12 protein-coding genes are annotated in these 15378 nt (G+C 51.3%); 5 read left to right on the top strand and 7 right to left on the bottom strand.

Going from position 1 to position 15378, the window contains the following annotated elements:
• Positions 1-193: 193 nt before the first annotated feature.
• Entirely contained in the window at positions 194-397 is a 204-nt protein-coding gene (locus ACTTKA_RS08595; protein WP_442724716.1) for a hypothetical protein, read from the bottom strand.
• Between the two features lie 139 nt (positions 398-536).
• On the opposite strand from ACTTKA_RS08595, the gene ACTTKA_RS08590 reads away from it, so the two are divergent.
• The 3 genes from ACTTKA_RS08590 (at position 537) to ACTTKA_RS08580 (ending at position 4565) form a co-directional block, all read left to right on the top strand.
• On the top strand, positions 537-1205 hold the full coding sequence (locus tag ACTTKA_RS08590; protein WP_442724715.1) for a hypothetical protein: 669 nt from the start codon (positions 537-539) through the stop codon (positions 1203-1205).
• 135 nt (positions 1206-1340) lie between these two features.
• A complete protein-coding gene (locus ACTTKA_RS08585; protein ID WP_442724714.1) occupies positions 1341-3713 on the top strand; it encodes a TonB-dependent receptor in 2373 nt (790 codons plus the stop codon).
• A gap of 6 nt (positions 3714-3719) precedes the next feature.
• Positions 3720-4565 carry a DUF4249 domain-containing protein gene (locus ACTTKA_RS08580; protein ID WP_442724713.1) on the top strand — a complete coding sequence of 282 codons (846 nt, stop codon included), beginning with the start codon at positions 3720-3722 and terminating at the stop codon, positions 4563-4565.
• Between the two features lie 24 nt (positions 4566-4589).
• Here the strand turns inward: ACTTKA_RS08580 and ACTTKA_RS08575 are convergent, their stop codons facing one another.
• Together ACTTKA_RS08575 and ACTTKA_RS08570 are read right to left on the bottom strand one after the other, a co-directional pair.
• Positions 4590-6563, bottom strand: a complete 1974-nt coding sequence (locus tag ACTTKA_RS08575) for an ABC-F family ATP-binding cassette domain-containing protein (protein WP_442724712.1) — start codon at positions 6561-6563, stop codon at positions 4590-4592.
• A gap of 116 nt (positions 6564-6679) precedes the next feature.
• Entirely contained in the window at positions 6680-7417 is a 738-nt protein-coding gene (locus ACTTKA_RS08570; RefSeq protein ID WP_442724711.1) for a lysophospholipid acyltransferase family protein, read from the bottom strand.
• A gap of 143 nt (positions 7418-7560) precedes the next feature.
• On the opposite strand from ACTTKA_RS08570, the gene ACTTKA_RS08565 reads away from it, so the two are divergent.
• Complete coding sequence (locus ACTTKA_RS08565; protein ID WP_442714726.1) at positions 7561-7740, top strand: hypothetical protein; 180 nt, start codon at positions 7561-7563, stop codon at positions 7738-7740.
• Positions 7741-7817: 77 nt separating this feature from the next.
• On the opposite strand, the gene ACTTKA_RS08560 is transcribed toward ACTTKA_RS08565, so the two are convergent.
• Positions 7818-10802, bottom strand: a complete 2985-nt coding sequence (locus ACTTKA_RS08560) for a glycoside hydrolase family 3 N-terminal domain-containing protein (protein WP_442724710.1) — start codon at positions 10800-10802, stop codon at positions 7818-7820.
• 256 nt (positions 10803-11058) lie between these two features.
• Between ACTTKA_RS08560 and rplS the strand changes: the two genes are divergently transcribed.
• Positions 11059-11415 (top strand): 50S ribosomal protein L19, encoded by a 357-nt coding sequence (gene rplS / locus ACTTKA_RS08555; protein WP_442714728.1) that lies wholly within the window; start codon positions 11059-11061, stop codon positions 11413-11415.
• A 408-nt stretch (positions 11416-11823) separates the two neighbouring features.
• Here rplS and ACTTKA_RS08550 read toward each other — a convergent pair whose 3' ends face one another.
• From ACTTKA_RS08550 to pepT, 3 genes are read right to left on the bottom strand one after another with little or no spacing between them, the layout of a single operon-like run.
• Positions 11824-12825: a Gfo/Idh/MocA family protein gene (locus tag ACTTKA_RS08550; protein ID WP_442724709.1), complete on the bottom strand. Its 1002-nt coding sequence runs from the start codon at positions 12823-12825 to the stop codon at positions 11824-11826.
• Positions 12822-13907, bottom strand: a complete 1086-nt coding sequence (gcvT, locus tag ACTTKA_RS08545; RefSeq protein WP_314749190.1) for a glycine cleavage system aminomethyltransferase GcvT — start codon at positions 13905-13907, stop codon at positions 12822-12824. The genes ACTTKA_RS08550 and gcvT overlap by 4 nt, the downstream gene beginning before the upstream one ends.
• A 2-nt stretch (positions 13908-13909) precedes the next feature.
• Positions 13910-15136: a peptidase T gene (gene pepT, locus ACTTKA_RS08540; protein WP_442724708.1), complete on the bottom strand. Its 1227-nt coding sequence runs from the start codon at positions 15134-15136 to the stop codon at positions 13910-13912.
• Positions 15137-15378 lie beyond the last annotated feature (242 nt).

Genomic DNA, 15378 nt, shown 5'->3' with positions numbered 1-15378 from the left:
TTCTCTTATACGACGGACTAAAATGGATTTCATCCGTCCTTGCCGCTTACGGTACGGGGCTGGCAAGGATAGCACGCGTATGCTGACAAAATCGTCCGTTTTCTCCATACTTGCCGTACCCGCCGGCACAAAAGACCGGCAACAAGCGCTCTTTGCTATCGGAGTCTGAGCCTTTCGGAAGGGAAATATAATGTTACATCGCGGTAAAGAAAACTTTTGTTTCTACCGCGGAAACTTTTGTTTCTACCGCGGAAACTTTTGTTTCTGCCATGGAAACTTTTGTTTCTGCCGCGGAAACTTTTGTTTCTGCCACGGAAACTTTTGTTTCTACCACGGAAACTTTTGTTTCTACCACGGAAACTTTTGTTTCTGCCGCGGAAACTTTTGTTTCTGCCATGGAAACTTTTGTTTCCGCGACTGCGAGCTTCGTTAAAATTCCCGAACGACAACGTTCCAAGGCTTTATACAAACACTCCGTAAGCGAATCTTGTATTTTTTTCAATTCAATAAATATCTCATTTAAAAATTGTTTTGATATGAGTAGAAATTATATTCCCCTAGCCGTTGCCGCCTTTAACGACTGGCAGGAACAGGCTATCAAAAAAGTCAAAGAGAATCAGGTACCGTGGGGAATTTCGGGCGAAGCGGTTAATCTCATTGTGGCGTTGCATGAAGAATGGAACGCTTTTTATCCGAGCTATGCCGATAAGAAGCTGCGTTCGTCATACATTGTCGAGCAGAAGAACGTCCTGATGGAACGATATACCTCGCAGATGCGAAGCTTCTTCGCGGAGTATATTTTGAACAACAGCAAAATCAGCGACGCGGAACGCGTATCGCTGGGATTGTCTTCGCGCGACAAGGCTCCGACGCCGGTGGCCGCACCAACGACCCAACCCATCGCCAAGATTGATTTCTCGGTACGTTTACAACATCGCGTGTCGTTCGTCGACAGCGCTACCCCGACAAGCCGGGCCAAACCTCATGGCATATATGGATGCCAGATCTGGATCAAAATCGGCGGCGATGCCCCCGTGTCGGAAGATGATCTGAAATTTATCGGAACCGAAACGGCCTCGCCTCATCTGATCAAATTCAACGGCTCCGATGCCGGGAAGCCGGCTTACTACTGGCTGCGATGGGTAAACAAGAGAGGAGAAACAGGACCCTGGAGTGTACCTGTGAGCGCCACGATCGTCGGTTGACGATTGAACAGACCGTGAACAGCGGCCAACGGAGGGAACGCCGAAGCGCCGTTTGTAAACGATGCTTAAAAAGGAAAATCCCGGAAGTCACGCTCCGGGATTTTTTTACCTTTGCCGAAATTTATTTCGACAAGAATGAAAAGAATAGTCTTTATGATCCTGCTGGCTGTTTCGAGCGTGACGCTTCAGGCAGAGCAAAAATACACGCTTAGCGGCATCGTTTCCGACGCCGCCAGCGGAGAGAACCTCCCGGGAGTGAATTTCGTCATCGGTGACGGCCAAACGGGAACGAGCACAAACGAATACGGATTCTTCTCCATCACCCTGCCCGCGGGTACCTACACCGTCTCCGTAATTTATCTGGGCTATGAAACGATTACCGAGACGATTGAATTGAATAAAAACATTCGTAAAAACTACAAGCTCTCGGACGAAAGTATTCAACTCTCGGCTGTCGAGGTTGTAGCCAATCGGACCGATAAAGCCGAGATTCGCAGCCCGCAGATGAGCCTTGTCTCGCTGCCGCTGCCGACAGTCAAAAAGCTGCCCGTACTGATCGGCGAGGTCGATGTCCTGAAAACGCTGCAATACCTGCCGGGCGTAAGTAATGCCGGCGAAACGTCGTCGGGCTTTAACGTCAGAGGCGGAGCGGCAGACCAGAACCTGATCCTCCTCGACGAAGCGGCCGTCTTCAACGCCTCGCATCTGTTCGGCTTCCTCAGCGTCTTCAACGCCGATGCCATCCGCGATATGAAACTCTACAAAGGCAGTATGCCCGCCCGCTACGGCGGACGCATCTCGTCCGTGCTCGACATCTATCAGAAGGAAGGTAACCAAAACCGATTCGGCGCCACAGGCGGTATCGGGCTGCTCTCGTCGCGATTGCTGGCCGAAGGCCCCTTGATAAAGGGAAAAGGATCTTTTCTCGTAGGAGGACGCGCCTCATACGCGCATCTCTTCCTGAAACTGAGGGACAACAAAAACTCTGCTTACTTCTATGACCTCAATACCAAGCTGAGCTACCGCCTGAACGACCGTAACAGACTTTATCTGTCGGGATACTTCGGGCGCGATATGTTTGATCTGAACGACTTCCTTACCAATGTCTACGGAAATACCCTCTTTAATCTCCGCTGGAACCACCTGTTCAACGAACAGCTCTTTTCCAACCTCTCGCTTATCTACAGCGATTACTATTACGGCTTCAAGTTGGCGCCTGTCGAGTTTCAGTGGGATTCGGGTATCAAGAACGTAAACGTGAAATACGATTTCAAACACTATTTATCCGATAAGATCAACCTTTCGTACGGTCTGCAAGGGCTTTACTACGCCTTTAACCCTGGTAAACTCTCCCCCACCGGTCCGGGCTCGGCTATCCGAGAGAAACTCCTGCCTCACAAATACGCATTGGAGAGCGGAATATACGTTGACGCGGAACATACATTGACGAAAGCGTTCACCGTTTCGTACGGACTGCGCTTCAGTTCCTTTCTACACTTAGGCGAACAGGATGTCAACGTGTACGCCGACGATCAGGCGGTGCTTTTCAATAAATATACGCAAACTTACCGCATGGCTACGCCCACCGGAAAGAAACATTACGGCAAAGGCGAAGTGATCGACCCGTTCTTCAATCTCGAACCGCGTTTGGCGCTCTCGTATGCCTTTAACGACAATCATTCCCTCAAAGCCAGTTATACACGCACGGCTCAGTACCTGCATCTGATTTCCAACACCTCCTCTCCTACTCCGCTTGATGTATGGACGCCGAGCAACCGCTTCATGCTTCCGCAAAAGGCCAACCAGTATGCCGTCGGGGTAGCGTCGAATCTGGCGAACGACGCCTACAGCCTCGAAGTAGAAACCTATTATAAGGATGTGGAAAACCGTCTCGAATACATCGACGGGGCGGATCTTGTGGCGAACGAAGCGATTGAGCGGGTTGTATTGCCCGCCCACAGTCGCGCCTACGGATTAGAGATCCTGCTGCGGAAAAATAAAGGCAAGCTGACCGGATGGATCGGCTATACCCTCTCCAAATCGGAACAGAGAACGCCGGGACGCACGCCCGAAGAGATCGGTATCAACTACGGCGACTGGTACAGCACGCCCTACGATAAACCGCACGATCTGTCCGTCACCGCTATGTATGCCCTTACGCCGCAATGGTCGTTTGGCGGGGTATTCAGCCTGCAAAGCGGATTGCCCGCCAACTTCCCCGTAGGAAAGTACCGGTATTTCGATATGACGATCCCGAACTACAGTAAACGGAACGAATACCGATTGCCTACGTACCACCGCCTCGACCTCTCGATCGTTTATACCCCGCATCACAAGCCGAACAAACGCTGGAAGAGCGAATGGGTACTGGGCGTCTACAACGTCTACAACCGGAAGAACGCCAACTCGATCTTCTTCCGCCAAAACGAAGAGACACGACGCAACGAAGCCGTGAAACTATCCATCTTCGGCATCATTCCAAGCATTACGTATAATTTTATATTCTGAACGAAAATGAAAGCATTCCTTTCTTTTATCTTACTCCTCGCCCTTTGCACAGGTTGCGAAGAAGTGATAGATCTGAAACTCGACTCGCAAGAGCAACAGCTCGTAGTAGACGCCGCGCTCGACTGGGAAAAAGGGAAACCGGGCAACGAACAGAAGATACACCTCTCCTATACGAACGATTACTACACGAATCAACCCTCCGAAACGGCAACCGGCGCCACAGTACTCGTCTCCGCTTCCGGGAATGAGACGTACACTTTCGTCGATCAGGGAAACGGCGATTATGTTTGCCGCGATTTCAAACCCGAACCGGACAAGAATTACCGGCTCACGATCGATTACAAGGGAAAACGCTATACCTCCGAAGACCGGATGCGTGAAGTACCGGAACTTACCGAAAGTAACATCACTCAGCGTAGCGACGGAGGGTTCTTCAAAGATGAAATCGCGCTCCGTCTCACGTTCCCGACCCAAACCGACGGCGACAACTACTTTATGATCAAAGTGGCATACATGAAAGAGAATAATAAAAAATCGCGTGTCTACGCCGTAGACGACAAGTTTGACAGCGACGGCAAAATATCGCGCTCCTTCACCGGCTCGAACATCGGCGGCAAATTTCTCAAGGGCGATGAAGTGGAGATTACCCTCTACCGCGTCTCGAAGCAATACCAGCTATTCATGGATTTGCTTATCGCCAACTCGCTCGACGATGCCCAACGGGGACGTCCGATGTTTACGTCTCCCGTGCGTGTTTACGGAAATGTAGTCTACGAACCGGATCCCAAACAGAACCCGTTCGGAGCTTTTCGCGTGGCCCAGTATTCGAAGATTGTCTACATTGTGAAGTAACGCGGCGGTCAACGATCGCGTGCGTTACGAGTCGGAGGCTTCCGACAGCGCTTCGGAGGCTTCCGTCCAGCGGTCCATCGCTTCGGACAGCGTCGTTTTCAGTCGGCCGTGCTCGGTGTAGAGGGTAGTATCCGCCGCTCCTTCGGGGGTGGCCATACGTGCTTCGAGCGTGGCGATTTTGTCTTCTAACGTCATAATCTCCTGTTCGGCATCGGCTACGGCCTTTTCCAGCTTACGCAAACGCCGCGCCCGCTCCTTCTGCTCTTCGTACGAGCGCACGGCTTGCGGCTTCGCGTCGGGCATTCCGGCGTTCACGCTCTCCGGCTGCTTCGTCGTCACAGCCGGAGCAGCCACGGTCTGCGCTTTGCGTTCCAGCTCCTGCAACGTCTCGATTTTCCGGCGCTCCAGAAATTCATAGATGCCACCCAGATGCTCACGCACGCGTTTGTTCCCGAACTCATAGACTTTATCGACCAGTCCGTCCAGAAATTCCCTGTCGTGCGAGACGACGATCAACGTGCCGTCAAACTCGCGCAACGCTTCTTTAAGCACATCCTTCGAGCGCATGTCGAGGTGGTTCGTCGGCTCGTCGAGAATCAGCAGATTGACCGGTTCGAGCAGCAGACGAATCATGGCCAACCGGCTGCGCTCTCCGCCGGAAAGCACGCCTACCTTCTTGTCCGACGCCTCACCGCCGAACATGAACGCGCCCAGTATATCGCGTATCTTCGTGCGAATATCGCCTTGCGCCACATCGTCGATGGTCTCAAAGACTGTCTTCTGCTCGTTCAGTAACTGTGCCTGATTCTGCGCGAAATATCCCGTACGGACGTTGTGCCCGAGCTGCAACGTCCCCCCGTAATCGGTAATCTCTCCCATGATGCACTTTACGAGCGTTGATTTTCCCTCGCCGTTCTTACCCACGAAAGCGACCTTGTCGCCACGATGAATGGTAAACGTGGCGTCGGCAAATACCAGATGATCGCCGTAGCGCTTGCTCAGACTTTCTACGGTCACCGGGTACGAACCGGATCGCGGCGCCGGGGGAAACTTTAGATGAAGCATCGCGTGGTCTTCCTCGTCTACTTCGATGCGTTCCACCTTGGCGAGTTGCTTGATGCGGGACTGTACCTGCACGGCCTTCGTCGCTTTATAGCGGAACCGTTCGATAAAAGCCTCGGTGTCGGCCAGCATTTTCTGCTGGTTCTCGTAAGCGCGCAATTGCTGTTCGCGACGCTCGCGGCGAAGCGCCACATATTCGTCGTACTTCACCTTGTAATCGTAAATATGTCCGAGTTCGATCTCAAGGGTGCGGTGTGTGGTGTTGTTGATAAACGCGCGGTCGTGCGAGACGAGGATCACCGCATTGGCCGAGGTGGCCATAAACGTTTCGAGCCACTGAATGGACTCTATATCGAGGTGGTTGGTCGGTTCGTCGAGCAGGAGCACGTCGGGGCGTTGCAGGAGTAGCTTGGCGAGTTCGATACGCATGCGCCATCCTCCGCTGAACTCCGCCGTCGGGCGCTCGAGGTCGTCGCGCGTAAAGCCCAGTCCGAACAGCGTGCGCTCCAGCTCGGCATGGTAATTCGTACCGCCCATCATCTGGAACTGCTCGGTGAGCCACGTCATCCGGTCGATCAGTTTCCGGAATCCTTCCGACTCATAGTCCGTTCGCTCCGACAGCTCCCGGTTAATGCGTTCAATCTCCGTTTCCGTCGCATGAATATGCGCGAAGGCCTGCTCTGTTTCTTCGCGCACCGAGCGGGTGTCGGAGAGTTGCATCTGCTGCGGCAAATAGCCCACTGTCGTGTCGCGCGGGATACTCACCGTTCCGCGTGTGGGTTGCTGCATGCCGGCCAGAATTTTCAACAGCGTAGACTTTCCCGCTCCGTTTTTTCCCACTAAAGCAATGCGATCTTTGCGATTGACGACAAACGACAAGCCGTCTAACAACGTGAAACCGCCAAATTCGACGGTCAGTCCTTCGATTGAAACCATAATTTTTTTTTTTTCGAGCGGCAAAGGTAGCGTTTTTTTACCTTTTTCCGGTCGTTCGAACCTCGGAGCACGAGGTGACGGCCACTCCATTTTATCAGGCACGACCGGCCGCTAAACTACCTGAATTCTTCCCAAAGGGCAGATGTGATGATTTGTTTTGTGGTATCGGCAAATTGCTGAAGGTTGGCTGAATCTATCGGTTGCTCCGTGTCATAGACTGGTGGATGAATTACCATCTCCATACGATGAGACCGTACACGCCACGATCCGATTGGTAAGACATGATAAGGACCGTTCAGCGTAATGGGAACAATCGGCAGATGGAGGTCTAACGCTATCTGAAACGCGCCTTTCTTAAAACGTCCGACTTTCCCGGTTTCTGACCGTGATCCTTCCGGAAAGACCGCCAGCGATGCACCGTTTTTAAGTTTCTGTTCTGCTTCAGCGATACTGCGTCGCGCTGCTTTCGGCGATGAATTGTCGACAAAAATAAATCCTGCGGCACGACAGGCGTAACCTACAAAAGGAATTTTAGCCAGCCCTTGTTTCATCATCCATTTCATGGGTACTCCCAGAAAACCGTATATCAGAAAAATATCGAATGCTCCCTGATGATTGGCCACAAATACATACGACTGTCCTTTACGCAGGTGTTCGCGTCCGCGCACTTTAACCGGACAGAGGGCCAGCCAGCACGTTACCTTCGACCATAACATCCCCGGATAGAACGAAAAGAATTTTTCTCCTCCCAGCAGGCAGCCAACCGTAACGATCAGGGCCGTCAGAATGGTATGCACCACAAAAACAGGGGCTGCGATCAACCAGAAATAAACAGTATAAAGTATTCTCAACATCTGTTTGTCTTTTTTCAAGGGCAAATATAAAAGGTTATTTGATTCATTTCATCATTTTTTTGCCGAAATATTTTTCGAATCGAAGAATTATTCCTTTATTTGTGCTTAAAATTGGTATGTAATAATAATTAAAATATCAAACCATGAGTGCATTAAAGTATTTAGGAGTTCTTGTTCTCCTGATTGGAGTGATCGTTTTGGCAATCCCTGCAATAAGCGGAAGCGCCGGGAATAATGTCATGCTTGTTTTAGGTCTTGTGCTTGTTCTTTTAGGATATGTTGGTCATATCATCCTGAATAAGAACAGTAAAAGAATAGAATAGAAGCAACGCGTCAACAGGTAGAGAAAAGGGGGCTGTCCGATCAAGTCAAAGACTTTGCGGACAGCCCCCTTTTTCTTTTATTTCTTTATTGCGCGGTAGATCGCATCCTGTATGCGTGTGCGTATTTCCAGCGACGACAGTTTTCCATTAGTACGTGTCGGATGAACACGATTGCTTAGGAAGATATAGATTAATTGGTTGTCCGGATCTACCCAGAAGGCCGTCCCGGTATATCCGGTGTGTCCGTAGACCGAGGAGGGTGCTGATACTCCACAAGGTGATGCCTCCGGATTGCCGGTATCGGGTTTATCGAATCCCAGCCCGCGACGACAGGTCGGACTTTTGCTTTGCGTAAAAAGTTTGCACGTCTCGGCTGAAAGATACGATTCGCCGCCATACGTACCGCCATTTAAATATAATTGCAGCAGCTTGGCCAGATCGCCCGCATTGGAGAACAGGCCGGCATTTCCCGAAACGCCTCCCTGAAAGGCTGCCGCTTCGTCATGTACATAACCACGCAACAACTGCCGACGTATAAATTCGTCGTTCTCGGTCGGAACAATTACCATCGTGTCCATTTTATGCAACGGATTGTAAGTCGTTGTACGCGCTCCCAACCGGTCGAAGAAATGGGTCCGCAAGAACTTATCCATCGGTTGCCCGGTTTGCTGCTCAACAACCATCTTCAACAGAATAAAATTCACGCAACTGTATCTGTATTTGCCGCGTTCTCCCAGTTTCGATTCTTTGATCTCCTGCATGATAATATCCTTGAACGAATCGTGCACATAGAGATGCTTCGCGGCTTCGGCCGTGAACCCGGGCTTTTTCGTCTCCGATATCAGATGAGAGAAGAACTTGAAATCGTTACGGGCATACGTGTGTTCATCCAGACGCACGGGATGCGTAGCGTTTTGGGTACGGCTGTATAACTTGCCTGTATAACTTTTTTCATCGATGGCATTCATGTAAAAAGGAATGGATGGTACGATGCCGGACTGATGATACAGCAACTCCTCAATCGTCAGATGCACTTTGTTGGTTTCCCGCAGAGACGGGATATAGGAGGAGACAGGGCTGTTCAGCGTGATCAACCGGTCGTCGTAAGTTTTCATCACGGCCAGCAGGGTACCGGTTGCTTTTGAGACTGATGCCAGATCATATACCGAGCGGCTCGTTACTTTCTGTTTCCTTTGGTAGTCATAATATCCGAACGATTTATCGTATACGATCGTCCCATTCTTGGCTACCAATACTTGACATCCCGGATAGGCCTCTTTGCTCAATCCTTCTTTGACAATGGCATCGATTTCCGCCAGACGGGCGGCATCCATCCTCACCTCTTCAGGAAAATGATACCCCAGACGCGTCTTTTCCGTAAAAATACCTGTACCCGCATAAAACAAGCCGGGGATGGTGACAGCCAGTTTACCCTTCGTCGGGATGCCTCCGAACACTGCCTGCGCTGCATATTCCTGTGCGAAAGGAGTACCTTCATACGCCATGACTACGGCTCTGGCATGCTTGATAGACTCTTTATACTCTTTGCAGAAGTAAGGCAGGGTAAAGAAAACATATATCCAGTCTTTCCGTGCGGCGAGTTTTGCTAATGAGGGATGTTCGTTGATTCGTACCGTATAGACACCGCAGATGATCACATCATATTTCTCTAAATCGCGCACGATGGTCTCGATTTCCGCTTCTTTTGTCGAAAGAGTTACCCTGTAATGATCAATGGCATCATATTTTCCCAGTGTGGATTGAAATTCTTCGTCATACACATCGCCGATGGAAAGCAGAGCAATCTTTTTCTTTTCGAGTTGCTTCAGAGGCAGGTAGTCCGACTCATTCTTTAATAACGTAATCGCTTCTTCGTTCAACTTGGCTGCTAACCAGGTGGCATGGGCGGAGTTCAACCGTTCGGAAAGGCCTTCGATTTTAATCGGACGATAATTGTTCAATCCGGCAATGTATTTATACGACAAGATCTTTTTACACTTTGAAGCAATATCATCTTTGCTGAGTGTTCCATCGATAATCGCTGCTTTTACGGCTTCTATTTCTTTGGTCAGTTTGTTCGGGGCAAGGGCAATGTCGTTCCCTGCCTTTAACGCCAGAACCGAAGGGCTTTCCTGCTTGTTGCGTTCGGCACCTTTCATGGCCAGGGCATCCGTAAAACAAAGTCCCTGAAAGCCATCTTTCTTCTGTAGGAGATCCGTAACGACAGCATCCGACATAGAAGCCGCCCGTCTCTCTTTTTTGTCGAGTGCCGGCACATACAGATGAGCCGTCATGATACCTGCAAATCCGGCCTTGATATAATGGCGGAAAGGAGACAGCTCAATGCGATCCATCTCTTTCATCGAACGGCGTAAGACCGGTAAGGTATGATGCGAATCGTCCGACGTATCACCGTGTCCCGGGAAATGTTTCGCTACGGAGAAGATACCCGTGCTTTCAAGTCCGCGCGCATAGGCTACGCCTTTTTCCGCCACGGCATCAGGATCTTCACCGAATGAGCGGAGACCGATAACGGGATTGTCCGTATTGCTGTTCACGTCGATGGTCGGTGCGAAGTTGATATGGATGCCCATCTCCCGGCATTGCCGTCCGACTTCGGCACCGTAAGCTTCAATCAGACGGATGTCTTCAATAGCCCCCAGCATCATATTTTGGGGAAACCGCGTAGTTTCGCTCAGACGCATTGATAAACCCCATTCTCCGTCGAGAGCGATAAACAGCGGTATACGTGAAACTTTTTGCAGCCGATTCGTCACTTCTGCCTGTGTCAACGGATTGCCTTTGTGAAAAAGTACACCTCCCACTTTCTGATTTGTGATGTAACTTTCGATCTTCCGCATATTGGCAGCATCCGACTTCGGCTCGGCTACGACCATAAATAATTGTCCGATTCGTTCATCGTCGGTCATTGTCCGGTATACAGAATCGACCCAATGGTTCATCTTCGCTTTATCTGCTTTCCGAAACAAGACAGGCTCTACTTGCGACATCATATTCAGCCCAAGCAGAAAAAACAGTAAAGTATAATTGATCTTATTCATGCGTTACGTTTTTATATCCCGCAAAAATACACGCCCGGGGAGAAAAAACAACAATAATTTGTCTGCTTTTTATCAACAAGCGATGATACGAGGGACTTTTCCGGCTCGAACAGACATAAAAACATACTTCGAAAATGCGTATATATCTGTTTTTTTTATATCTTTGCAGCCGCTTTACGTAATCGCTGTCGGGAAAGAGTGAGACCCGTTATGTTGCGTTTTGTTCGAATTATAAACATATAAAGAGCTATAAACAATGGATTTAATTAAAGTTGCAGAGGAAGCATTTGCTACTAAAAAAGAACATCCCGCGTTCAAGAGCGGCGATACGATCACGGTTTCGTATCGAATCAAAGAAGGAAACAAAGAGCGTATTCAGCAGTACCGGGGCGTAGTAATTCGCATTTCGGGACAGGGTGATAAGAAGCGTTTTACGGTTCGGAAAATGTCCGAAAATGTCGGAGTAGAAAGAATTTTTCCGATCGAATCTCCTTTTATTGAAAATATTGTACTTAACAAAATTGGTAAAGTTCGTCGTTCTAAATTGTATTATTTGCGGAAACTTACCGGAAAGAAAGCGCGCATCAAAGAAAAGAGAGTTTCTACAATTTAATCGATTTCGTAACAAAATTAAAACAAGGCCGTCTCGAATCCGTAACGAGGCGGCCTTTTTGCTATATTAACCTGAAAATCATTCTTCTCTACGCCGGGAACAATAGCATCGTTTTAAAGTCGTTTTTTCTTACATCGAACTCGTGCTAATTTATTTACCACGTTGATTCACGTTGTTTGCGTTCGGATACTCAGTTTCCGGAGCAAAAACAGCTGTTTGAATGCCGGATACTCAGTTTCCGGGGCAAAAACAGTTGTTTGAATACCGGATACTCAGTTTCCGGGGCAAAAACAGCTGTTTGAATACCGGATACTCAGTTTCCGGGGCAAGAACAGCTGTTTGAATACCGGATATTCGGTTTCCGCCTTTTGCAATGGAGCGACCGGATCCTGCGAAGGCGATTGCCGGTCAACGTTCGTCGGCAGGGAAGCGCACACCGAGCTGACGGCGGATTTCGTCGAGCAGCTCCATCGTGATCAACGAGTGAGCGTGCGAGTTGACGGCCGATTCCATGGTGCCGGATTGGATCAGGTCGATAAATTCGGCTATTTCGTAGTAGTATTCGTTATGGGTGGGAGGCGCGAGCAGGTCGATCGTTTCGCCTTTGCGGGGGGTAAAGCTCACGCGGCCGATGATGTTGATGCGGTCGGCCGTAATCGTTCCGTTTTCACCCTGAATTTCGGTGGGCAGCGTCGAGTCGGCGATTTTACCGTAGAGGACGGTCGCGTCAAGACCTCCGTCGTATGAAAATTGAACGGCAGCCTGTCCGTCGACACCGCTGAAGAGTCTGACGCCCGAGGCATGGACGGTCTTCGGTCGGCCGAAGAGTACGACCATGGGATAAATCGTATAGCCCCCGATGTCCATCGTGGCGCCGTTGCTCAGTGCGGGCTGAAAGGCGTTGAGCACGATGCCCTCCTTGAGTTTGTCGTAGCGCGACGAGTACTGGCAGTAACAGGAAAAGTAGCGCCTGAGGGTTCCGGCCCTCGGCAGTTGCTCGCGGATGGCGCGGAAGCCGGGCGTGAGCGTCGGTTTCATCGCCTCCATCAGCACGACGCCCTGACGGCGTGCCGTGGCGATCATTTCGCGCGCTTCGGCGGCGTTCGAGGCCAGTGCTTTTTCGCACAGCACGTGTTTGCCGTGGCGTATGCACAAGATGGCCTGCTGCGCGTGAAGGGCGTTGGGCGAGGCAATGTAAACGGCATCGATCAGGGGGCTGGCCGCCATCGCTTCGAGCGAGGTGAACGTATGCGGGATACGGTGTTTATCGGCAAAAGCCCGCGCCGTTTCGTGCGAACGCGAACAAACGGCCGAGAGTTCGAACCGTTCGTCTTCGCGCCCGCCGGCTATCACCCAGTCGGTAATGAAATTCGTACCGACTACACCGAAACGGATTCCGTTCTTCTTCATTTGCGGAACGGCGGTTTGACGATCCGCGCCTTCAGGTCGCGGTTACGCACACGGATGCAAATGTTTTCGCCCACTTTGGCATGAGCGGCTTCCACGTAGCCGAGCCCGATACCGATTTTCATCATCGGCGACATCGTACCTGACGTTACGCGGCCGATCACTTCGCCCTGCGGACAAACGATTTCGTAGCCGTTGCGCGGCACGCCTTTTTCTAACAGTTCAAAAGCGCAAAGTTTGCGAGCCACGCCTTCTTTCTTCTGCTTCTCCAGCGCGGCGCGGTTGACGAAGTCTTTGCCGTCGACGAATTTCGTGATCCACCCCAAACCGGCTGCGATGGGCGACGTCGTGTCGTCGATATCGTTTCCGTAGAGGCAGAATCCCATCTCCAGACGCAACGTATCGCGCGCTCCCAGTCCGATGGGGCGGATGCCTTCGGGCTTACCGGCCTCGAAGAGGGCGTCCCATATCTTGCGTCCTTCGTTCGGATAGAAATACAGTTCAAACCCTCCCGCGCCGGTATAGCCGGTGTTGGAGATGATCACGTTCGGGCATCCGGCAAATTCGCCCGTGACGAAGCCGTAGTAAGGAATCGACGAAAGGTCGACCGGCGTAAGGCGCTGCATCACCTCGGCGGCTTTCGGGCCCTGCACGGCCAGCTGCGCCATATTGTCCGACGCGTTTTCAAGCTCGGCGCCCATCGTGTTGTGCTTCACGCACCAGTCGAAATCTTTCTGCACGTTCGAGGCATTGACCACGAGCAGGTATTTCTCGTCTTCGTAATGATACACGATGATATCGTCGACGATTCCGCCCTGTTCGTTGGGGAAATAGCTGTACTGCGCCTTCCCCACCGGCAGCGAAGCGACATCGTTCGACGTCACTTTCTGAAGCAGTTCGAGCGCTTTCGGCCCTTTGACCCAGATTTCGCCCATGTGCGAAACGTCGAAAACGCCCACGCCTTGGCATACGGTCTGATGTTCTTCGATAATTCCGGCATATTCGATCGGCATGTTATATCCGGCAAACTCATGCATTTTCGCACCCAGTGCGATGTGTAAATCGGTAAATGGTGTTGTCTTCATTTTTATTTCGTTTGATCTGTAATTATATGACATAGTTGAATAATCGTTTCCTTGCTTTTTTCGAGCGAACGAACCGGCAGATATTCGTACCGTCCGTGAAAATTCAGTCCTCCGGCAAACAAGTTCGGGCAGGGCAGCCCCATAAACGACAGACGCGCCCCGTCCGTACCGCCCCGCACCGGACGGATACGCGGCGTAACGCCCGCCGCACGCATCGCCTCGCACGCGTACTCGATCACCTCCATTCCCGGCGCGATGATTTCGCGCATATTGTAATACTGGTCACGCACCTCGACGGTTACGCAACCGGGATACCTCGTCTCCATCCCGTTCGCGAGTGTACGGAGCAAGTCTTTCTTCTGCTCGAAAAGAGCCCGGTCATGATCGCGAATAATATAATGTAAGGTAGCCTCCTCGACCGTGGCTTCCAAGCGTGTGAGATGGAAAAAGCCTTCGTACCCGCTCGTTTTCTCCGGCCTCTGTTCGGGCGGCAGCGAGGCGCTCAGCTCCGTAGCCAGCAGGGCGGCGTTAATCATCTTGTTTTGGGCATAGCCGGGATGCACGTTCCGCCCTTTGATGGTGATCACAGCCTGCGCGGCGTTGAAATTCTCGTACTCTAACTCGCCGATTTCTCCGCCGTCAATCGTGTACGCCCAGTCGCAACCGAACTTGTCGACATCGAACAGGTCTGCCCCCCGCCCGATCTCTTCGTCGGGTGTAAAGCCGACGCGCACCTTGCCGTGAGCGATCTCCGGATGCGCAAGCAGGTATTCCATGGCCGATACGATAGCTGCTATGCCGGCCTTATCGTCGGCCCCCAGCAATGTAGTTCCGTCGGTAACGATCAGCTCCTGCCCCACGTAGTTCGCCAGTTCCGGAAACGTATCGGGCGAGAGCACGATCCGCTCCGCCTCGTTCAGTACGATCGTGCCGCCGTCGTACGTCACGATCCGCGGCTTCACGTCCTTGCCCGTCATATCGGGACTGGTATCCATGTGAGCGATAAATCCGACGGTGGGGATGCCTTCGCGCAGTGTGGTGGCAGGCAGGGTAGCCATGACGTAACCGTTGGCATCGAGCGAAACGTCGTCCATCCCAATGTCCGCCAGTTCCTGCGCCAAATATTCGGCCAAATGCAGTTGCCCGGGTGTGCTGGGCGTCGTCAGGGAGTCTTCGTCCGACCGGGTATCGAACGAGACGTAACGAAGAAAACGTTCGGTTGTGTTCATGTACTTTTTTGTTTGCGCAAAAGTACGAGAATTTTCAAGATAACGAAAAAAAATTTGATTAGTTGGAAAAAGAGCGTATCTTTGCGCCGGGAAAGTCCTGCACGACCAGCTCCCTCGGAATCCCCCCAGGGCTTGACCGCAGCAAGGGTACTTGGTTGTAGCGGTGCGATGTAGACAGCTTTCCCACCTGCCTCTTTAGCTCAGTTGGCCAGAGCACGTGATTTGTAATCTCGGGGTCGTTG

Origin of the sequence: Tannerella sp., assembly GCF_052170195.1 — a bacterium.
Classification (GTDB): domain Bacteria; phylum Bacteroidota; class Bacteroidia; order Bacteroidales; family Tannerellaceae; genus Tannerella.
Note: the sequence above shows the minus strand (reverse complement) of the source record. Positions and strands in the feature narration are given on the sequence as shown.